The 21,359-nt window shown below is 38.9% G+C and carries 11 protein-coding genes and 3 pseudogenes; 10 read left to right on the forward strand and 4 right to left on the reverse strand.

Annotated features, from left to right (window positions below):
• Nucleotides 1-912: 912 nt before the first annotated feature.
• From H6F45_RS22070 to murI, 3 genes are all read left to right on the forward strand, one after another.
• A complete protein-coding gene (locus H6F45_RS22070) occupies nucleotides 913-2,772 on the forward strand; it encodes an N-acetylmuramoyl-L-alanine amidase (protein ID WP_190348390.1) in 1,860 nt (619 codons plus the stop codon).
• A 382-nt stretch (nucleotides 2,773-3,154) separates the two neighbouring features.
• Entirely contained in the window at nucleotides 3,155-5,044 is a 1,890-nt protein-coding gene (locus H6F45_RS22075) for an N-acetylmuramoyl-L-alanine amidase (protein ID WP_190348391.1), read from the forward strand.
• 143 nt (nucleotides 5,045-5,187) lie between these two features.
• Nucleotides 5,188-6,042: a glutamate racemase gene (murI, locus tag H6F45_RS22080; protein WP_190348392.1), complete on the forward strand. Its 855-nt coding sequence runs from the start codon at nucleotides 5,188-5,190 to the stop codon at nucleotides 6,040-6,042.
• 764 nt (nucleotides 6,043-6,806) lie between these two features.
• Here murI and H6F45_RS22085 read toward each other — a convergent pair.
• Entirely contained in the window at nucleotides 6,807-6,986 is a 180-nt protein-coding gene (locus H6F45_RS22085; protein ID WP_096565824.1) for a hypothetical protein, read from the reverse strand.
• 858 nt (nucleotides 6,987-7,844) lie between these two features.
• Between H6F45_RS22085 and sds the strand changes: the two genes are divergently transcribed.
• Nucleotides 7,845-8,816 carry a solanesyl diphosphate synthase gene (gene sds / locus H6F45_RS22090; RefSeq protein WP_096565828.1) on the forward strand — a complete coding sequence of 324 codons (972 nt, stop codon included), beginning with the start codon at nucleotides 7,845-7,847 and terminating at the stop codon, nucleotides 8,814-8,816.
• Nucleotides 8,817-8,885: 69 nt separating this feature from the next.
• On the opposite strand, the gene H6F45_RS22095 is transcribed toward sds, so the two are convergent.
• Complete coding sequence (locus tag H6F45_RS22095) at nucleotides 8,886-9,377, reverse strand: hypothetical protein (RefSeq protein WP_096565830.1); 492 nt, start codon at nucleotides 9,375-9,377, stop codon at nucleotides 8,886-8,888.
• 207 nt (nucleotides 9,378-9,584) lie between these two features.
• Here H6F45_RS22095 and hetZ point away from each other — a divergent pair, with 207 nt between their 5' ends.
• The 6 genes and pseudogenes from hetZ to H6F45_RS22125 all read left to right on the forward strand — a co-directional run bounded on the left by hetZ (nucleotide 9,585) and on the right by H6F45_RS22125 (nucleotide 15,024).
• The gene (gene hetZ / locus H6F45_RS22100) at nucleotides 9,585-10,775 is read left to right on the forward strand and encodes a heterocyst differentiation protein HetZ (protein WP_096565832.1); all 1,191 of its coding nucleotides are present in this window, start codon (nucleotides 9,585-9,587) and stop codon (nucleotides 10,773-10,775) included.
• Nucleotides 10,768-11,318, forward strand: a pseudogene (locus tag H6F45_RS22105) (PatU); the annotation flags it as partial. The gene hetZ and the pseudogene H6F45_RS22105, both read left to right, overlap by 8 nt.
• A gap of 62 nt (nucleotides 11,319-11,380) precedes the next feature.
• Nucleotides 11,381-12,108 (forward strand): annotated as a pseudogene (locus H6F45_RS22110) (transglutaminaseTgpA domain-containing protein); the annotation flags it as partial.
• Between the two features lie 208 nt (nucleotides 12,109-12,316).
• Nucleotides 12,317-13,119, forward strand: a pseudogene (locus tag H6F45_RS22115) (transglutaminaseTgpA domain-containing protein); the annotation flags it as partial.
• A gap of 253 nt (nucleotides 13,120-13,372) precedes the next feature.
• Nucleotides 13,373-14,053, forward strand: coding sequence for an RNA polymerase subunit sigma-24 (locus H6F45_RS22120; protein ID WP_096565834.1), 681 nt, complete (start codon nucleotides 13,373-13,375; stop codon nucleotides 14,051-14,053).
• A 41-nt stretch (nucleotides 14,054-14,094) separates the two neighbouring features.
• On the forward strand, nucleotides 14,095-15,024 hold the full coding sequence (locus H6F45_RS22125) for a DUF1822 family protein (RefSeq protein WP_190348393.1): 930 nt from the start codon (nucleotides 14,095-14,097) through the stop codon (nucleotides 15,022-15,024).
• Nucleotides 15,025-15,611: 587 nt separating this feature from the next.
• Here H6F45_RS22125 and H6F45_RS22130 read toward each other — a convergent pair.
• Both H6F45_RS22130 and H6F45_RS22135 read right to left on the reverse strand, forming a co-directional pair.
• The gene (locus H6F45_RS22130) at nucleotides 15,612-16,454 is read right to left on the reverse strand and encodes a tetratricopeptide repeat protein (RefSeq protein WP_190348394.1); all 843 of its coding nucleotides are present in this window, start codon (nucleotides 16,452-16,454) and stop codon (nucleotides 15,612-15,614) included.
• Nucleotides 16,455-16,555: 101 nt separating this feature from the next.
• Nucleotides 16,556-21,160, reverse strand: coding sequence for a CHAT domain-containing protein (locus tag H6F45_RS22135; protein ID WP_190348395.1), 4,605 nt, complete (start codon nucleotides 21,158-21,160; stop codon nucleotides 16,556-16,558).
• Between the last annotated feature and the right edge of the window lie 199 nt (nucleotides 21,161-21,359).

Below are 21,359 nucleotides of genomic sequence, written 5' to 3' on the forward strand. Positions count from 1 at the left end.
GTTAAAGTAGCGATAAAACTAGGTCTAGACCTCAGTGGAATCAGTAGGGTGTCTTTGATAGCACCGTTGAAGGTTCGTTTGTGGACTATTCAAGAATCCCCCGGCTTTTAGCCGTGGGGAGTATCAAGGAAATTTCTATAAATGTTTCTTTTTGGGAACTCTAACTATATATAGCAGTCTGATTTAATTCATGAACACAGCTTCTTTTCAAATCGCACACACAAAACCTGTATTTAGAGTATTAATACTTAACAGAAACTTATATTTCTCGATCACCGTCTTCTGTGATAGTCAAATTTCTTTGGTATTTCGGTTTTTATAATCTTGCTGATGATGTTGGTTTCTACCTGTCCTTCATTCACCTATTATATCCTCAATATTTATCCAGTAATTATGGATGAGCATCCGGCAACTTAAGTAAGTCGGCATGAAAAAAACAAGCTATGTCACAAAATGTAAAATGCCTAAAAACCTCATCCCTCCTGCCTTCTGCCTCCTGCCTTGCCACAACGATAAATTTCAACGCCTACCTACTTAACTTCATTACGAGATCATAGTGGGTATTTTCCAAGATGAGGATTCAATAACACACTTAAATATGATTGTTATTTCCAGAAACACAGAGAATAAAACACTGGGAACTAAGTACATAGGTACAATTAAGAACCAGCAAAGTCCAGGGAGAGGTTAATCATCTCATGACCACAGACAACTGACCATTGACTAAAGAAAAAAATTTTAATATCAAATATTAGCGGCTGAGAATAACCTGGTATTAGAGAATAGTAATCGAAAAATCCCCAATTAAAAACCAAATTATTATCAGTGGTGACAGTATGCAGATTTGCCAAAAATGTGGAATTGAGATATTGATGACTTTACTTTTACAAATGTAACTCAGGAGAAATAACTTTGAAACTACACTACTTATTGCCCGGTACTGTTGGAACAGTTCTTTTACTATCTTCCCCCACCTTAGCCGCCAAATTAGAATCTTGGCGATTTGATAAAAATCTCAACCGCCTAGAAATTAATACTTCTGGTGCTGTACAACCCCAAGCAAAACTAATTTTTAACCCCACACGCTTGGTAATTGATTTACCAAACACTCAATTTGGGCGATCGCAAACCCAAACCATAGGCGGAGCTATTAGAGCAGTACGGATTGGACAGCTTGATCCACAAACAACCCGCCTAGTTATAGAACTCACCCCCGGTTATACCCTCAACCCCCAAGAAGTTAAATTTGTTGGCATCAATCCCCGACGCTGGACAGTACAACTACCCAAGCCAGAAATTGAAGAACTACCGCCCACTGCTAGTAATAACACATATAATTTAGCCACCATCGATTCTCAAAGTTCCCCAACTCAACCGGAATTTTCCACAGCAGCCAATATCACACTAGGAACTACTCAAATTCAGAGAGTACAAACAACAGGAGATGGGTTTTTTATTCGTACCAGTGGCGGTAATCCTCAGATTAAGGCCAATCGTAGCCTTGATCGCACCACCATATTTATGGATATTGCCAACGCTACCCTATCACCAGAACTGACACAAAAAAATTTAGCCATCAATAAGCATGGTGTCAGCCGTATTGAATTTACCCAACTGCGAACCACTCCCAGCAGTGTCCGCATGACATTACGGTTAGACAAAAATAGTCCCGACTGGGAAGTAATAAGCAGTAGTGCTGGCGGCTTGGTTCTATTACCAACTAAAGGAGTTGTTCGCTTACCTCAAAGTATTAGTCCATCAACACCTGTTTCCACCCCTAACAAACCCATAGTTGCTAATAACTCCCCAGCCACTATCGAGTCTGTAGAATTAGCTGGTAATGGCACACAACTACTAATTAGAGCCGATCAAAATTTATCCGCTACTGGTGGCTGGGATAGAAGCTCTGGACTATATCGCATCACCATCGAAAATGCTAAATTAGCTCCCAGAGTCCAAGGACCATCCCTAGAAGCCAATAGCCCTGTCCTGAGAGTCAGGTTGCAACCCCAAGCCCCTAACACTGTAGTTATTTTTGTCCAACCAGCATCAGGAGTCAGAATTGGCGAACTCAACCAAGTCGGTAACGAACTTTTAGCTTTACAATTAGAAAGATATCGTCAAGTTAGACCCCCCATTAGCCTACCCCCCTTACCATCTCCCAACAGCGGGCAATTACCAGATCCAAATATCAAGAATCCCCAGCCACGTCCCCGTCCCTCCGTTCCCAAAGGCAAATTATTAGTGGTGATTGACCCTGGACATGGTGGTAAAGACCCCGGAGCAATTGGTATTGGTGGAACACGAGAGAAAGATATAATTTTACCTATTAGCCTGAGAGTCGCAGAAGTTTTACAGCAAAACGGAGTACAAGTGTTATTAACAAGGGATTCTGATTATTTCGTCAGCCTCCCCGGACGAGTACAAATGGCGGAAAGAGCTAACGCGGATGTATTTGTCAGCATTCACGCCAATTCAGTCGGTCTCAATCGTCCCGAAGTTAGTGGTTTAGAAACTTATTATTATGACAGTGGCTTGGGCTTGGCTCGTGCCGTTCATAATAGAATTCTCCAAAGTGTCAATGTTAGAGACAGGAGAGTGCGAAAAGCTAGATTTTATGTCCTTAGAAAAATTTCTATGCCCTCAATTTTAGTAGAAACAGGTTATCTCACTGGTAGGGAAGATATTGCTAAACTGAGAAATCCAACTTATCAAAATCAAATGGCTGAGGCGATCGCTCAAGGTATTCTTCAGTACCTGAGACAAAGATAAGTAATTTCTAATAATTCAGTAAGTCAGTAGAGACATTCCGGTGGAACGTCTTTCCGGTGGAACTTTTCTACTCAGGAGAATTATCAAATCAAGAATTAAAAGATTCGAGAATTTCACAAAAATATCAAACATAATACTCACAGTCTTACTTCTTCTGCATTCTCTATTCTCCTGTATTCGTTGAGCGTCGCTCGTTAGCTCTAAAATTGATTTGCCTGACGACAACATGGCACAATCAAAAACATAAGCTATAATATTACGCCATTAACTGTGGTGTCTGGCTCCCAGTGCCAAGCGCCAGTGTGGACGGGAAAGGTGTGAGGATTTACAAGGATGTTGAAATATTTACGGATTCCATGAATGCAAATCAGGAGTAAAAACTTTGAAACTACAGTGGTTAATACCCAGCACTGTTAGCACCATCTTCTTGCTATCATCGCCAGCTTCGGCAGCTAGACTAGAATCTTGGCGATTTGATACCAATCAAAACAGACTAGAAATCAACACATCTAGTCCTGTACAACCCCAAGCGCAACTCATTTTTAACCCTACTCGGTTAGTAATAGATTTACCAGGGACTAGCTTGGGTAGTCCCCAATTAACCCAACAAATAGGCGGAGCAATTCGCGCTATCCGCATTGGACAGTTTGATCAACAAACAACACGGGTAGTTGTAGAACTGAATCCTGGTTATACTATTGACCCCAACCTAGTCAAATTTACACCTTCTACTGGTAGTCGCTGGATTGTACAATTACCAAATCTAGAAGCTGATGTAGTCCCTGTAACCGCTTCTGCCAATCAACCCCCAGAAGAAACACCAACACTCACCCCCAAAAATACTTACAATATGGTGACAACAACTGCTGTCAGCATACCTAACCAAGACATAGCCGCTAACACCAGTGGGGGGATAGTTCAAATTGAACATTTGCGAATTACAGGAGATGGTTTTTTTGTTGATACCAGTGGTGGTAATCCCCCCCCAAATATATTTAAAATTCAAGTTAATCGCAGCGAAGATAACCGCACTATAAATGTTGACATTGGTGGTGCAGCTTTATCACCAAATCTAGAACAACGAGATTTGTTGATTAATCGCTATGGTGTCAAACGCATCCAACTTACCCAACTACCAAATAAACCACCTGCGGTCCGCATGACTTTACAGGTGGATAGTAACAGCCCCGACTGGCGGGTAACAACCGGCAGTAATGGTGATTTTGTGGTATTACCTGATCGTCTTGCCGATCTGTCTAAAATTAAAGAAAATCAATCCCCTGTACAAAATGTTAGCAATTCCCCAGCCACTATTGAGTCTGTGGAATTAGCGGCTAATGGTACACAATTACTCATTAAAGCCGATCAAACTATATCCGCTACCAGTGCTTGGGATAGAAGTTCTGGTTTATTTCGGATCACTATTCCTAATGCTAAATTAGCTGGTAAGGTAAAAGGACCTGCTTTTGATGCTAATAGTCCTGTGCTGAGGATACGCCTACAACCACAAGCGCCTAACAATGTAGTTGTCTTGGTTCAACCTGCATCCGGTATACAAATCGGCGAACTTAACCAAGTGGGAGAGCAAATTATAGCTTTGCAATTACAAAGCTCTCGTCAGTTACAACCGTCTATTACTCTACCTCCTTTACCTAGAAACCAAGGACAGCTACCAGACCCAGTTATCGAAAATCCTCAACCACAACCTCAGCCACGCTTCTCAGTTCCCAAAGGGAAAGTTATAGTAGTGATTGACCCCGGACATGGCGGTAAAGATTCGGGCGCTCCTGGTTTGGGCGGTTTGTTAGAAAAGGATGTCATTCTGCCCATTGGTAAGAGAGTGGCGCAAATTTTGCAGCAAAATGGCGTACAAGCTGTAATGACGCGAGATGCTGACTTTTTCGTAGAACTACAAGGAAGGGTAGATATAGCTAATAGGGTAAATGCGAATTTATTTGTGAGTATTCACGCCAATGCAGTTGATAATCGTCCCGATGTCAATGGCTTAGAAGTATATTATTACGACAGTGGTTATGGTCTGGCGGAATCTGTTCGCAAGACTATTCTCCAAGATATTAGTACCATCAAAGATAGAGGCACACGTAAAGCCAGATTCTATGTACTTAGGAAAAATTCTATGCCAGCAATTTTAGTTGAAACAGGTTACATGACTGGTCGTGAGGACAATCCCCGTCTAGGATCTCCAGCATACCAAAATCGCATGGCTGATGCGATCGCTCGTGGTATCCTCAATTACCTAAAGCAACGATGAGGTAATTGGTGATTGGTGATTGGTGATTGGTGATTGGGTAAAATTATTCCCCATTCCCTATTCCCAATCATTAGTAGTCAATAAGCAAATTGTCTGCTAAATTCTGTATTTTAAAATAGCAACATCTAAATCAATATTTGCCTGTGTTTTCATCTTCCATTTTTGAAGGTAATCTTGACAATTTTTCGGAGCAGGAAGCTCAACGCTCTCCCATTGGGGTGTTTGACAGTGGTGTAGGTGGGCTGACGGTACTGCGACAAATCTATAAACAACTTCCCAATGAATCAATTATTTATTTTGGGGATACTGCTCATCTTCCCTATGGTATTCGTTCACAAGCTGAAATTTTACAATATGTGAGGGCAATACTGAACTGGATGCAGCAGCAACGGGTGAAAATGGTGATTATGGCTTGTAACACTAGTTCTGCTTTAGCCCTAGAAAATGTCCGTCAAGAATTTAATCTTCCCATTATGGGAGTAGTCCTACCAGGAGCAAAGGCCGCAGTACAAATGGGTAAGCGAATAGGTGTTATTGCTACCCCTGCTACTGCTAAAAGCAATGCCTATCGTCAGGCAATGATGGAAATTAAACCTGATGTCCAAGTCTGGCAAGTTAGTTGTCCAGAATTTGTCCCCCTGATTGAGCAAAATCGCATTCACGATCCTTATACTACTGAAGTTGCTAGTGCTTATCTTGAACCTTTACTTAAACAGGAAATTGATACTTTAATTTATGGCTGTACCCATTATCCACTTCTAGCACCTGTATTACGATCGCTCCTCCCTGCTCACGTCAAGTTAGTTGACCCTGCTGTTCATGTTGTTACAGCTTGCGCTCAGGAGTTAGACCTATTAAGCATCAGAAATAATCACCTACCAATGCCTACTCGCTTTGCTGTCAGCGGTTGTCCCCAACAATTTGCTCAGTCTGGATTACAGTGGTTAGGCTATACCCCTCTCGTAGAAAAGATACACTTGACTGATGCTACTGTCTGATTCATTTACGCTGAACACATCTGAACATTGATCAACAATCCTCGATATGTAACGATTGCATCAGGACAATGCTCATAAGTCGGGCTTACTGAATAAACTCAAAACCTTAATAAATCAAGGGTTTCAGGTGGAAAATCAGGAAATCAGTGCAGGATTTTTCAGGGGTATACTCCTAAAAGCGTGCATTTTCCGGGTGAAATTTCAAAGAATTGGTTACTAACAGATCACCCAAACTCTTGCCTATTCCCTATTCCCTATTCCCTGCCTTAACGAAGAGACTTTTTCAGCAAACCCTAAGTCATTAATCATTAGTCATTTAATTTTAGATTTTAGATTTGTGTTAGCGAAGTCCAGGCATCGCTTATATTATTTTAGATCAATTGTTTTGTATTTCTTCTTTTTATAACCAGCTTGCTTGTGAATTAGGAATACCAAACAACTTTCATCCAAAATCCAAAATCCAAAATCTAAAATTTCATTGACTATTGACTACCTGCTATATAAAACCTAGACAAAGCTAGACTTTACTCTCTACTTCAACGGGAGCATGGGAGCAGTTATCCCTCAGTAGACTTGCACGCCTTAGCCAGACGCGATATTTCTCAAGTTAAGATTTACAAGAAAGACTACCGCTATCATTGCTTGGTTTTCGCGTTGGCAATAGTCTTAATTCAATACTTGATATCGTAGGATTATATATCAAGTGGGCGATTTTCTTAACTCACTTATGTCAATGCTTGTCAACATAAGTATAGTTTTGTCTATCAAATAGTCAGCTTAGGGCTAGCTCTTTCCTGCTGGTGTTGCTCCTGAATAACCGCAGTCCCACTTTTAATAACACTATTTCTACCTGTTCGCTTTGCTAGTGCCAATAATAAGTAGACTGTAAATAAATATCCAGCAGCTAAAATAAAGATCATCATAGGCATATTTCCATAAATCATTGTTCTACCAACTCAACTTTCAAAGGACTATAAAATTGCATACACAAATAGTAGAACTTCAGCAAATCAAGCACATTCTTGATTGCTATAGTAGGCTATGCAAAGCCGACCAGTAGAGTTTTACTTCTCTCTGGTTAAACAATTTATTATTTGATTAAGCTTTTCACATACCACACATCGAACAGCAGTTAATTTGCTACATAGCAACTTAAAACTGCGCTCCTCAGCAGTCTACCTAGTCTGCCTTATTCACCCTCACACCAATCAAGTAAGAGCTACACTTATGATCAACGTTAGCTGAGGATGTGTAGTGGCTTTCTTAAGAGAAAGCATATCATCTAACTCAATAGGATTGCTGCCGCACAGCAAATCGTTAGGAATCATTTCCTTCATTCTGTCGGCGACTTGTTATTTTAGACTCACAAATCCAATGAGTAAAATCACCTATTGATGATTAACTGTTTTTTGGCAGTGAATATCTGAAAAATTTAAAATTCCTACACATTAGCGTAACACAACAGACCTGGATTTTCAGCTACCTTCTGGACTAAATTTCAAATTTTCTCAATGTTGACAGACAAGTTTTGCTGAATTTTCCTATCAAGGATAATTATAGTATGATTTTTGACAATTAAAATATGTAAAAAATGCGTTTTACTGAATATTGCTTCATTCTCCTGTTTTCGCATCTTCCTTGACTCCTGGGCTTTTTTCCAGGATATAAGAGAAGCTACTTGTGCTGATCCGAAAAGTATGGTTTGGGATTCCTGGATGAAAACTTGGCGCTGGATATGGTTTATCTTAAAATGAGTAAAGGATATGTAAACTTTCGTAACCAAAGTCAGAGTCCGCCCATCCATGACCCCAGCCACCTCCCTGTTTACCCCTGTGGAAGCAGACCTGCAAATACTAGCAGATAACCTCACACAGCTAGTTGGAAACCGCCACCCCATCCTCTATGCAGCAGCCGAACATCTATTCGGTGCTGGGGGCAAGCGCATTAGGCCAGCCATTGTGCTGCTGATATCGCGGGCAACCATGCTAGAACAAGACATTACGCCTCGTCATCGACGATTAGCAGAGATTACGGAAATGATCCACACAGCCAGCTTGGTACATGATGATGTAGTGGATGAGTCAAATGTACGCCGTGGCGTTCCTACGGTTCATAGCTTGTTTGGCAATCGTATTGCCGTACTGGCAGGAGATTTCCTCTTTGCTCAATCTTCCTGGTATTTGGCAAATCTGGATAATTTGGATGTAGTTAAACTGCTTTCAGAAGTAATCATGGATTTGGCCGCTGGGGAGATTCAACAAGGGCTAAATCGTTTTGATACTAATCTTTCTACGGAAACTTACCTGAAAAAGAGCTATTACAAAACAGCCTCATTAATTGCTAACAGTTCTAAAGCTGCGGGAATATTGAGTAACGTTTCCCCAGAGACTGCTGAAAACTTGTATAACTACGGTAAGCATCTGGGTTTAGCCTTCCAAATAGTAGATGATATTCTAGATTTCACTGGTTCAACAGATACTTTGGGTAAACCAGCGGCATCGGATCTTAAAAGTGGTAATCTAACTGCACCAGTGTTATTTGCTCTAGAAGAACAACCTTGCCTGGAAGCGCTAATTGACAGAGAGTTTGCCCAAGAAGGGGATTTAGAGCAGGCACTGAAGCTGATTGCTGATAGCCAAGGCATACAACGGGCCAGAGAATTAGCCGCTCATCATGCCAAGGTATCATCTGAACATATTGCCATCTTAGAACCCTCAGAATCACGGCAAGCATTAATCAGCATGACTGATTATGTATTAAGTCGGCTTTATTAGGCATTTTGGATTTGAGATTTTAGATTTTAGATTCTATCCAAAATCCAAAATCCAAAATCCAAAATTGATTCAGGCGATATCTGGAGGTACTTGCTGACTAAGTATGTGTTCTTGCAGTTTCTGTTCAATCATCTTTTGCAGGTCAGTGCGCTCGACTTCCATAGCGTTGCTGGTTGTTCCAGGAGTCTCAAAAAAAACTATACTATCTACTGGTTCTAATGCCACCAGTTGAAACAAAATATGAATTACAGGCATGGGTTTAGCCACTGCTTGAGGGCTGGTCCCAACAGATGAAACCAGGGAAACATCCTGTAATCTAGGAAAGGCGTAAACTACCCGCTTTTCCCCTATTGTTCCTTTTGGGGCTGCATTAGCCTTGTGCTTCAATGTAGTTAAAACCCAGCGTTCCTGCAAATTTTGGAGAATATAGTATTGAGAGTGTTGTAAATTTTGAGCGATCGCTCTCAAAACAGGCGCAATATTAGCCACAAGTTGTGGTGTCACACCATCTTGGGGTGCATTATCAATTAACAGTTGAATTTGTGCTTCTAAATTTTTCATGGCTTATAAATGGTTCCTGATTAATGTCCAAAATTATGAATGCGAGGGACTGGGTTATTAACTGCTCCCCTGCCTCCTTCTTTGTCACCTGTCACTTGTCATCTGACAACCAATAACTGGTAGCTTATAAATAACATCTATCAAGCTAACAGCCACGGCCTTACAGGTTGTGTTTAAGTATGTTAGGTTATTTTTAAAATTCCGACTATGAATTGGCCCGCAACCGCAACTACTCAGGGAGATAAGTCTATCGGCGTAGAGGTTATCTTTCAATTTCTCTTGAAGGAACTACAGCAGTCAACAAAGGCGGCAGAAAAGAATTGTCGAGATGTAGCATTGCGAATTTCGGGCGAAGTCCTGCGGATTTGTAATGAAAGTAAACGCATTCAGGCTTCTGGAGAAATAGAAAGCTCTGCAATGACCCTCGCCCGATATCGGCTACAACAATGTCTCCGCTATTATCAGCTAGGTTCTAATCGGGGTAGGGTAGAATTACACAGCACTTTGAGCGCCATCATTTATCGCTATATTAATCCTCCTCAAAAGCAACTAAGCTATCAGGGGCGGTTGACTATCATAGAAGATTTTCTTCAAAGTTTTTATTTGGAGGCTTTGAATGCTTTCCGTAGGGAAAATCAACAACCATCTACCTATCGTCCCCAAACCCTACTAGAATTAGCCGAATATATGGCATTTACCGAAAGGTATGCTAAACGCCGCATTCCCTTACCAGGCAGACAACAACAGTTAATTATTCTGCGAGCGCAAACCTTCTCACAACAGCAGCCTCCAGAGACGAGCGTGGATATTGAACAAGCTGCTGAAGGCAGTAGTGGCGAAACTGATGGTTCTTGGGAAGAACCAGCCATACAACAATTGCGTGCTGCTATGGCCATGCAAACTGAACCAGAACCAGATGAAGATACTTTGCGCTCCGTGGTGATTACGGAATTGATGAATTATTTAGAACAACGACAACAATCAGACTGTGCTGATTATTTCTCTCTCCGTCTCAAGGATTTATCAGCACAAGAGATCGAGTCAATTTTAGGTTTAACCCCACGTCAGCGTGACTACTTGCAGCAACGTTTTAAGTATCATTTAATTAGGTTTTCTCTCTTGCATCATTGGGAATTGGTGCATGAATGGTTAGATGTGTCTTTACCTACTAATTTAGGTTTAACACCCCACCAATGGCAACTGTACACAGGCAAATTAGATGATCAAGATCGGTCTTTATTAGATTTGAAGCAACAAGGAGAATCTGACGAAACCATTGCCAAAGCTTTAGGATTATCAATGGCACAACTAGAAAAACGGTGGTTTAAGATTTTGGAACAAGCCTGGGAAATTCGTAACTCAATTGTGTCCGGATCTAGTGCATCTACTCATGAATAGTGACTCACAACCCTTACAATACCAGTGGCGCGATTGGTTGTTGGCAGATAATGTCAAACCGGCGAGCATCCCTGGGTAGAGTGTGAGAAAATTGATGGGGTAGAAGACCCTCTTCTGGCAGCATCTACATCATCAAGTAGTCAGCCAGATCAAAGAGGAAAATCCCAAACCTTTGAACTAGGAGAAGTTCCTACTGTGCAAGAACGTTTCCAAGCAGTCCTTAAACGTCGGCTACAAGTCGAAATCCAAAACCACCCACCTTTATTCCCTTGGGAAAGTCAATTAGTAGAATATCCAGAATTTGTGGAAGAGCCAGCGATTGCTTTAGTTCCTGCCTGGGGGTGGTTGGCACAGCAATCTAAGCTCAATCTGCCAGTTTCTCTGCCAGATACAATTTTTCAGCAATTGATGGACAAGTGTCAGTTGTTGCTAACTTCCTCCCTGCCATTGGGTCCTAAGTTGGTTCAAGCGGTAGAGAGCTTGTTCCCAGAAGATTATCAGTTAATTAATGATTTAGCTGGGTTGGTACTGAGAACTTCTTATGGTTTTGGCGCGTACCCGTAGGTAATGGGCGACAAAGTAAACAGAGGTCTTCTTTAGCAGAAGTGGAAGATTCTATCGCCTTGCGGGTGCTGGTGCTAGGACTGGTAGTTTTAGGAATAGTGGCGACGGATATTGCATCGGAGACTACCTTTAGTCTTTGGGCAGTACCTCTAAGTACAGTGGGTACAATTTGGAGTTATTACCGTCGCCACAATGCTAACATTCCAGTTAAGTTTTGCATTGCTACAGGAATGTTAATCAGTTGAATGATACAAGATTAAATCTGGCTCAGTTGTTAATTGAGCTTCAGGTGCTGCATAATTATGACACACCGCGACGTAAGGATTTAGGTTATTCGATAGTTATTGGTTTAATACTTTTAGGTGTGGCGGCAACATTAAGTCAAACTATGGCGTTTGCTCCTGTGTTGCTGGTATTTTTGGCTGTGTCTCTGCCAACTTTGGTTCTAGATTATCGCTCACGTTTGGGTTTAAAGCCATTAAAAAAAGAAAAGTTAACCAAAAAGAATTTTACCAGTGCTAATTTTAAAGTTTTAATTGTCAATTTTTTGGTGATTTTAGGACTTGGACTGGGAATTTTTGCTGTTTTACCTCGTTTTCCAGGTTATCAATTACGTTCTTTTCCTGTGAGTACGCCAATTCAATTACAAGGCGAGTTTACAGGACGTAGTATCATTAATCCTGGTTATGTTCGAGAAGGTAATGGTGGTGGTGATGGTAGTGGTACTGGTACTGGTCAGGGAAGCAGTGGTGAACCAGGAACGGTAGATAGGGTTTGCTGAATAAACCTAAAACCTTGATATATCAAAGGTTAGAGGCTGATAAACACAGAAATTAGTGCAAGGGTTTTGAAGGGTATACCGGAAAAAGTGTGCATTTTTGGGGATTTCAAGAGATGGCAAAGAAATTTTCAAATCTCCTCCTGACTCCTGACTCCTGACTCCTGACTCCTATGCCCTCACGGAAAGACTTTCTCAGCAACCCCTAGATAGTAATTTTTATTACGGTTTTAATAGCGAGATGAACCAAAACCTGCGGGGGGAAATGAAACCCAAGGTGGTGATGCGGGTGAGATCCCAAGCGGAAGGTTTTTGGCGGGTTTTGGCTTTTGATCAATATACTGGTAAGGGTTGGAAAATTTCTCGTAATGATGATGTTACTACTTTAAGATGTTCATCTTGGTCCTACAAAATAGACTTGGATCTACCATTAATCAAAACTCCTACTAGAGAAGTTGTACAAACTTATAATGTGGTATCAGATTTACCTAATTTGATACCTGCTTTGTCTAATCCCAAGGAAATCTATTTTCCTGGTCCTGTGATCGCTGTGGATCAGGAAGGGGGTTTGCGATCGCCTGTACAATTATCGGAAGGTATGACTTATACTGTACTTTCTGAAGTTCCATACCGCGATCGCACTTTGTTGGGTAAGGCTGATACTAAATACCCCAAGGAAATTAAGGATTATTATCTACAAATACCGTTAGCGTATTGCGTCAATTTTGGAACTGGATAGCTGGTTGGTTGCCTTCACCGGTTACTGGTTTGTTAAATGGTTTATTTGGTACATTATTTAGATGGTTGTTTAGAGCGATCGCTTGGTTTTTCTCTTTATTCTCTCAAGGTTGGTTAAAAATTTTCACTGGTTTAATCGTAGGAACAATTACAGCTTTTTTTGGGTGGTTAGGTTGGGTACAGTGGAAAAAATGGCTGAATCGTAAGTGGTTGAAGAAGTTACCGCCTATGGAAAGGCTGTATCAACAAATGTTGCAAATGTGGGCTTGTTGGAGAGCGATAAGCTGTTGTGCATTTAATTTGTATAAATGATACAGGCAAGATGCCTGTGCCACAAGAGTTCAGAAATTTATGATTATACAATTTAGCTGCATCACAGCTTAACGAACCGCTGCTGCAAGCAGTTCGCTTACTAGGGAATATAAAGTTTTGTAAAGAATGGAAATTTTTGCGTAAAACTTTCAGACAGGGGAAGATACGAGAATAGATATATTCACGGGAGAGTGCGGAGTGCGAGATGACAAATGATTTTCTAGGAAGAGACGACGACGCGCTCAACCAAGAACTACAACAGCTAGTTAATGAAGCCAAGCGATATCCGGCTGACAGTAAAAGTCCCACGGACAGAGCAAAAAGACGCATAGCTTTAAATAAGCTGATTAATGCTATTCGCGGTTCTGGGAAATTGAGCAAGCAAGTTCAGTGGTGGGAATCACCAAACTATGAAGATTATTATCATGAAGCATTACAACTTACATTCATAGAAATTTGTCAAAAAATTGAACAATATAATCCTCAATATCCAGTGATGACATGGGTAAATATAATTTTTTCCCGGCGAATTTCTGATGTGGGTAAAAAAGACCAAAAAAGAGGGATTACTCAACTTCCTAAGCATCAAAAAGTGACTCAAGTGCTGTCTTTAGATGAAATCAACAAAGATTTCCCAGTAGATAATGAAATATCTGAGCAACAACAGTTAAAGGAAATTATTGAGAATGATCCAGAGAATGTTTTAAAAAATGACTGTATTAAGGATCATCCCCAAGCTAATTTGCAAGCTATTCTGCTGTTGGTTTTAAATGGTAAGCAATGGCAAGAAATTTCTGAGGAATTAAAAGTACCACTTTCAACAGCTTCTAGTTTCTACCAGCGACGGATGCGCAAAATTATTACTTATTTAAAGAAATATATATAGAAACTGCATTAACTGACTATAAAAATTTTGGAGATTGCCTCATGAATAGCATCACAGAACAACTAACTTTTAGCGTATCTCTCTCTACAGAAGCTCATGGAATAGCTCAAGAATATAGCCAAAGTATTTCTAATCCTGATCAGCGGCAACAAGTTTATCTTAATACTTTAGCTGTGTATGCTGTAGATAATTATCTCCAGTGTATGGGATTTGAAACTGATTGCCAAGGAAGTGATAGTCATGACTTTTTAGTAATTCAATTGATGAATGTAGCTGATTTAAAAGTAAAAAATTTAGGTAAATTAGAATGTCGTCCAGTTTTACCAAAAGCAGAAGTATGTGAAATTCCGCCGGAGGTTTGGGAGGATAGAGTGGGTTATGTGGCTGTGCAGTTCAATTCTGATTTAAAAGAGGCGAAAATTTTAGGTTTTACACCTCAAGCTGAAGCGGAAGTTCCTCTGAATCAGTTGCAATCTTTGGAGAATTTTTTACTTTATCTGAGTGAATTAGAAATAGATAAATCTCCACAATATGAAGATTTATCTATTCTGGTAAAAATTGGACAATGGTTAGATGGATTTGTAGATGCAAGTTGGCAAACTATTGAGAATTTATTAAATCCGCAACAATTAGGATTAGCTTTTAAGAGTGCTGTGAGTATGACGCGGGGACAAAAAATTGATTTGGGAATGCACCTTGAGCAAATTTCTGTGGCATTAGTAGTAAAAATTGCTGCTGGTTCTGGTCTAGAAGTAGATATTTTAACTCAAGTATATCCGGTGGGAAATCATCTGTTACCTGAAGGAGTAAAATTAAATATTATTGATAATTTGGGAGAAAATGTTTTAGAGGTTATATCAAGAGATGAAGATAACTGGATTCAATTGGAGTTTAGTGCAGAGTTGGGGGAAAAGTTTCAGATTATGGTGGCTTATGGGGAGTCGCAGCAAACTAAAATGTTTGAGGTTTAAGACAATACTGTCTCAGTAAACTGTTGGACATTTAACTTGCATATTCCTGACAACTAAAACTCTTGTGGAACAGGCATCCTGCCTGTAATAATTATGCAAATTAAATGTTTATCAGCTTATTTACAGCAGTTTTCATGTCTTTAGACCACAGTAAGGGCGAAGCATTCGGACAATTAATTATCGGTTTTTACCTAAGACTATCATCCCAATGCTGATGCTTCCAGCACGCTTCGCGAACGCCCCTACATTGTTGACGCGAAACCTAAATCAAAATGTGGTTTATTTACCTGAAAATAGCTGTAAGGATGGTGAAAATTAAAATTGTGCAAGGTTTGAGGTACTGTGAGCCTCAAAAAGCTTGCACTTTGTTAGCCGTTCGACACCGCCCTTCGACACCGCCCTTCGACACCGCCCTTCGACACCGCTCAGGACAGGCTCAGGACAGGCTCAGGACAGGCTCAGGACAGGTGTTTGCACAATTTCCAAATCAAAAAAACTCCTTGATAGCGACTTGTACTGAGCCTGTCGAAGTAAGCGTGGCGTTAGCCATACTCCTAGCTCCTCACAGATAACTTTTTCAGCAAACCCTAACTACGAATTTTCTCAAGTTCTATAATAATTAGCTGTATTTGCTGATATCTTTTATATTCCTTGTTTTCTTGCAGTTTAATAGCTAATGTTTTGAACTTCTGGATTGCTGTCTGCACATCTCCTTTATTCAAAGCTGCATAGGCTTGATTATTTAATTCTTCAATGGAATCAGGAGAAACAGTTGAAGAATTTACAGGATATTGTAGTTCTGGATCTCGTAAATCCACTATTCTATTCAAAGAGTTTATTTCAGCCTGTAACTTATCAATAATCTTTAACAACTGTGTTACTTCTGGAAATTTCTTTGCTTTTAAAGAAGCTAAACTTTTTTGTAAATAAAGCGTGTTTGCTATTTGGAAATCTGCTATTTTCTGTTCGTTCTCTTCTTGTATTAATCCGCGCTGATGATAAGCTACTGCATATTGGGGATTGATTGTAATTGCTTGAGTAAAATCTGCAATAGCTTTCTGTTTATACTCTTGAATTTTATCTTTTACTTCTACTGGACAAATAATTATATAATCATCCTTTTTCCTACAACCCGGTACAGTTCCATCAGGATTTAAAGGCTTTCCTTGGGCATATCTAGCATAAATTAAACCCCGTTGATAATATGCTTCTGCATTTTGCTGATTATGATTAATAGCTTGTGTAAAATCTAATATTGCCCCTTGATAATCTTGTTGATTTACCTTGATTTTACCTTCTAAAAGCCAGTTGTTTGATATTTGTATTGCTTGAGTTTGAGAAGCTGCAACTTGATAAAAATTCCCTCCAATAATCATTAGGGAAGTGATTGTTAAACTTAGACAGGTAAAGGGTAATTTTAAGGTAGACATAAGGGGATTGGTAATTGGTGGTTGGTGATTGGTAATTGGTAATAAAATCCTATTTTAATCCTGTTCATCCTTAAATCCTGGAAATCCTGATTCTGAAAAACTTAATGATTATTTTCGCATAATTTACCCTCATCTTTAACTAAACTAACATTTTCTTGTAAATATTCATGCAACCATTCACAACTACGTTTTTTTAAACCATGAATATCCAAATCCCACAAAGTGATATGATTACTAATATCCACAGAATTTATCATCTTTCCATCTGCACTAAAATTAACTTCTAAAAGATCATTTTTACTTCCTTGCAGACTATAAATTAATTCTCCCTGCAAATTCCAAAAACTGATTTTATCCCCACTGGCTGAAATCAGAATTTTACTATCAGGACTAAAATCTACACTATAAACACTTTGATGATGTTGTAAAGTATGTAATAATTTACCACTCTTGCTATCCCAAAGTTTCACTGTTTTGTCAGCACTTGCAGTCGCAATCATTTTTCCATTAGGACTAAAAATTACAGATGTAATATTATCCTCATGTCCAGAAAGAGTTTGCAGTAATTTTCCTGCTAAATTCCACAGTTTTACTGTTTTATCTCCAGCAGTAGCTAAAGTCTGACCATCTCTACTAAAGTTAATATTTGTAGGTAATTTATCATTTATCTGCCAACTTGTTAATAAATTTCCTTGTAAGTCCCAAATTTTAACTTGTTTATCAACCCTGCTAATAGTTGCAATTTTGTTACCATCTGGACTCAAACTGATATCTTGAATTGGCTTAAATATACTCTTCAATATACTATTATCCTGTGAATGTCCCTGCCAACTATTGATAAGTTTACCATCAAGATTCCAAACTTTGATTTGATTATCAACGCCCATAGTGATAATATTTTTTCCTGTGGGATGAAACAATATTTTGATAATTTCTCCCTCATGGGCATAAAAACTTTTTAGCAAACTGCCATCACGCTGTCGTAAGCTGATAATTCCCTGTTTATTACTTACTGCAATAGTATTTTTATCAGGACTGAAACTCACACTATTACCAGAAAAACTCGGTAAAATACCTTGCAAATGCCAAAGTTTAATTGTGCCGTCAGCACTAGCAGAAACTATGGTTTTGCCATCAGGAGTAAAACTGGCTTCTGATGCTTTACCTCCATGTCCTAAAAAGGTGTAAATTGGAAATTGGGAATTAGCTTCAAAATCTTTAGTCAAATCATTAGGAATCATCCAGACTTTAATTGTATCATCAGCACTAGCAGAAACTAGAGTTTTACTATCTGGACTAAAATTCACATCTAAAACTTCATTATTATGACCTGTAAAAGTATGCAGTAATTTTCCATTTACATCCCAAAGTTTCACAGTTTTATCTTTACTAGCAGAGGCTAAAGTATTACCATCGGGACTAAATTTGACTGTAAAAACTTCATCAGTATGACCTGATAATATTTTTACTGGTAATTTTTTTAATTCCTGACCTTCAAGATGCCAAAGTTTAACGGTTTTATCAGCACTTGCAGTAGCAATAGTTTTTCCATCTGGACTGAAATTTATACCCCATATTTTTTGTTTGTGAGCGTTAATTGTTTTCATCAGTTGTCCATTTAATGTCCACAGTTTTATTTTTCCTTTACTGTTAGCAGTTGCTAAAATTTGACTATCGGGACTGAGAGATATTGCCAATAATCTATCTTGTTCTATTAACCTAAAATTAGGTTGATTTGTAAATAATTTTGTGTTAGGATCATAACGCCAAAAACTAATAGTGTTATCAAAACTAGCAGCAATCAAAAATTGATAATCTGGACTAAAAATAACACTAAAAACTCTATCTTTATGACCTGATAAAGTTTGCTGTAACTTCCCATATCGTCGCCAAATTTTGATGGTATTATCTTCACTACCTGAAGCTAAAAGCTGACCATCTGGGCTAAATTTAACAGTGGAAATCTCACCTTTATGTCCTTGTAAACGATTGTATTCTCGAATTTGGTTGATATTTTCTAAAGTAGCCGCAGACAAACTTAACTGAGTTTGAGAATTTAAGAAGTTTAAGAAATTTAACTGCTGTAAATTTTTGATAACTTTCAGTGTGGGGATAAAAGCTTCAACTTCATTCCCAGATTTTAACAATACTTGTGCAGATAAATTCAAGGCTTTTAATTCATTAATTTGGGATTTTTGCCTTTGCCATAAAGCTACACCAGCTAATAGTAATACTCCTAATAACCCACCACTTAAAGCAATAATAATTCGGTTTTTAGCCGCATTCTGAGCTTGACTTTCTTTCTTTTGTAGTTCTAAACTTTGAATAATAAAATTTTGCTCATTGGCACTAATTTGATTTTCCCGTTGTCTTAACCATTCCTGGGCATCAATTAAAGATTTACCCCGCAATAATCCTCCTGTATCTTGTTGATGATTTTCCCATTGTCGCATTATTGTTCTTAACTGTTCTTGCCATCGGCGAAAATCTCCATCTGTTTGCATCCATTGTTTTAATCTGCGCCAATTACGAATTAATGCCTCATGAATAATTTCTACGGTTTCAATTTTTGTCAGTTTATTAATGTCTGTAACTACTAATCTGGCATTTGCTAATTGTGTAACTAAATTCCAGTTTTCTGCCCCCACTTCCCCACGAGTAGCTAAACGCCGGATATCTGTGTTATATTCTCCTGGCTGCACTAATTGAATAAATATTTGTTGTACTTTTTGTTTATCGGCTGCACTTAATTGGGCATAAATTGACTCAGCATGATTCGCCAGTGCAGTTTCGATAGTGCCAATTTCCGTGTATGCTTGATGAGTTAGCCATCCTTGCTGTTGCCGTTGCCACAACTGAGTTAAAGTAAATTCTAGTAAGGGTAAATGGCTAGGAGAATTAAGCACCACATCAATGAGACGTTGAGTTAATCCTGGTTCTAATTGTACATTGAGACTAAGAGCAGGTTGTGAAATGGCACTTTCTAATTCTAAGGCATTCATGGGACCTAAATTCACCTGAGCATCTTGCAAGGCATTACTCAAAGGACGGTAAGATAAAGCTTCACCAAAAAAGTCTGCTCTTAGGGTTAACACTAAGGTACAACCAGGAATACTATTAACTGCATTTAAAAGATTATCTAAAAATATTTTCCGTTCTCCGGTATCCTGACAAAGAGTATAAAGTTCTTCAAATTGGTCAGCAATTAAGATAATATGTGATTTGGGTGAAATACTAATCAGCGATTCTAGGAAATTAGATAAAGTGCTATGACTTTGTTTTAACTGTACTTCTATTTCTAATTCTTGCAATCTGGAATTAGGAGAAATATCTTTTTTAGTGCCTAACTCTCGATGAAGTGCGATCGCTAATGATTCTAACGGATTATTCCCCGGACGAAAAGACACAATTTGCCAATGTTGACTTTTATCACGTTTTAATTGGGGAATTAACCCGGCAAATACCACCGAAGATTTACCACTTCCCGAAGCCCCAACCACTGCTACCAAATGCTTTGTTTTCACTGCTGTAACTAATTGTTGGGTAACACTTTCTCGCCCATAAAAATAGACTGTATCTTGTTCTTGAAAAGCCGCCAAACCCCTGTAAGGACAACTAGCTACAGCCCCCATACTCTGCCAAGTCGGAGGCGTTGCTAACAAATTTTGGACAATTACAGGCAACCAACTAGCACAAGGATATTCTGTTTCTAAACCTTGTAATTTTTTGCGGGCAATATTCACAGATTGATAGAAAGATTTTCTACTGGTAAACTGTTGAATAAAGTCTTTTAAAAATTGATGAGCCACCTGATCTGGTACAGGTTCACGCATCACAATTATTTGGGGAATATGCAAACTTTCTAATTCAGTAGCAATTCCTAAACCATCACAGGAGTTAAAAAAAGCTAATTGTAACCCTTTGCTGACGGCGGTTTGTAGTGCATACCGCAACTTATCCATTGTTAAACTATCGGTGCGGTTGAGAAATATTCTGCCTTTTGTTGACTCTGTACGACTATGGCCAGAAAAGAAAATCAGATCCCAACCGGTATCATCCCAAAGATATTTATTCAGTTCTGAAGGTGAAGGTTCAACTAAAACAATGATTTCCGCTGCTTGACAATATTGTTGCAGTAATTTTTCATCTTCAGCAACATTAATTCCTTCACTATTACCCAGAATAATTAAAATGCGGATATGGGAACGGGTACTTTTTTTAAACCGTTGGGAAGAAAGGGAACTAAAAGCCACTTCTGCATGAGGATAATAATTAAATAAATCCCATAAATGCCAAGGTAATTTTCGCAGTTGAGTTTCATGAGTACGAATAATTATTCGCACTTCATCAGTAGCATTTAATTGTGTTAAACATAATTCTTTTATCTGGCGAAATGACTCTGCTTGTAACCAAGTAATAAATTGCTGTTTGAGAATGTTTGTATGAGTGTGACATTCTGTTTTCAGAGATTGATATTTGACATTAGTAATTTGGTCTTTTTTAGGTTTAATGCGGTATCCATCCAGACTGCGATAACTATTAGACCAATCTTGATAAATATTAGGTAGGGTGGGAAGAGGAGGTAATGTTAATGTATTGTCACTTAGTTCAATATCGGGAAGCGCATCATCTTCACCAATTTCTAAACGAACGCGAAAGCCTTCATGGAAATTACCATCTAGTTTGAGGATAACTAATTTGTTCATAATCTTACCACTCTTCTCCCTGCACAACACCTCTATGACAATTTCGGCTTGCTTGGCAATATTTTACGCAAATGGTGGAGATTGTTACAAAAGTTGATTTTCTTGTCTGAATCAGGATGTCCAGGATTTAAGGATTTACAGGATGTATTTGTTTGTGTTGTTGATGGGATGTTTGAGGTAATTTCTTATTGAAGATGTA

Origin of the sequence: Sphaerospermopsis sp. FACHB-1194 (assembly GCF_014696235.1) — a bacterium.
In the GTDB taxonomy this organism is placed as follows: Bacteria; Cyanobacteriota; Cyanobacteriia; order Cyanobacteriales; family Nostocaceae; genus Sphaerospermopsis; species Sphaerospermopsis kisseleviana.

Coding starts and splice junctions, on each gene's coding strand:
- H6F45_RS22085 (WP_096565824.1), bottom strand. CDS start 6,986: ATGATTTATGGAAATATGCCTATGATGATCTTTATTTTAGCTGCTGGA.
- sds (WP_096565828.1), top strand. CDS start 7,845: ATGACCCCAGCCACCTCCCTGTTTACCCCTGTGGAAGCAGACCTGCAA.
- H6F45_RS22095 (WP_096565830.1), bottom strand. CDS start 9,377: ATGAAAAATTTAGAAGCACAAATTCAACTGTTAATTGATAATGCACCC.
- hetZ (WP_096565832.1), top strand. CDS start 9,585: ATGAATTGGCCCGCAACCGCAACTACTCAGGGAGATAAGTCTATCGGC.
- H6F45_RS22120 (WP_096565834.1), top strand. CDS start 13,373: ATGACAAATGATTTTCTAGGAAGAGACGACGACGCGCTCAACCAAGAA.
- H6F45_RS22125 (WP_190348393.1), top strand. CDS start 14,095: ATGAATAGCATCACAGAACAACTAACTTTTAGCGTATCTCTCTCTACA.
- H6F45_RS22130 (WP_190348394.1), bottom strand. CDS start 16,454: ATGTCTACCTTAAAATTACCCTTTACCTGTCTAAGTTTAACAATCACT.
- H6F45_RS22135 (WP_190348395.1), bottom strand. CDS start 21,160: ATGAACAAATTAGTTATCCTCAAACTAGATGGTAATTTCCATGAAGGC.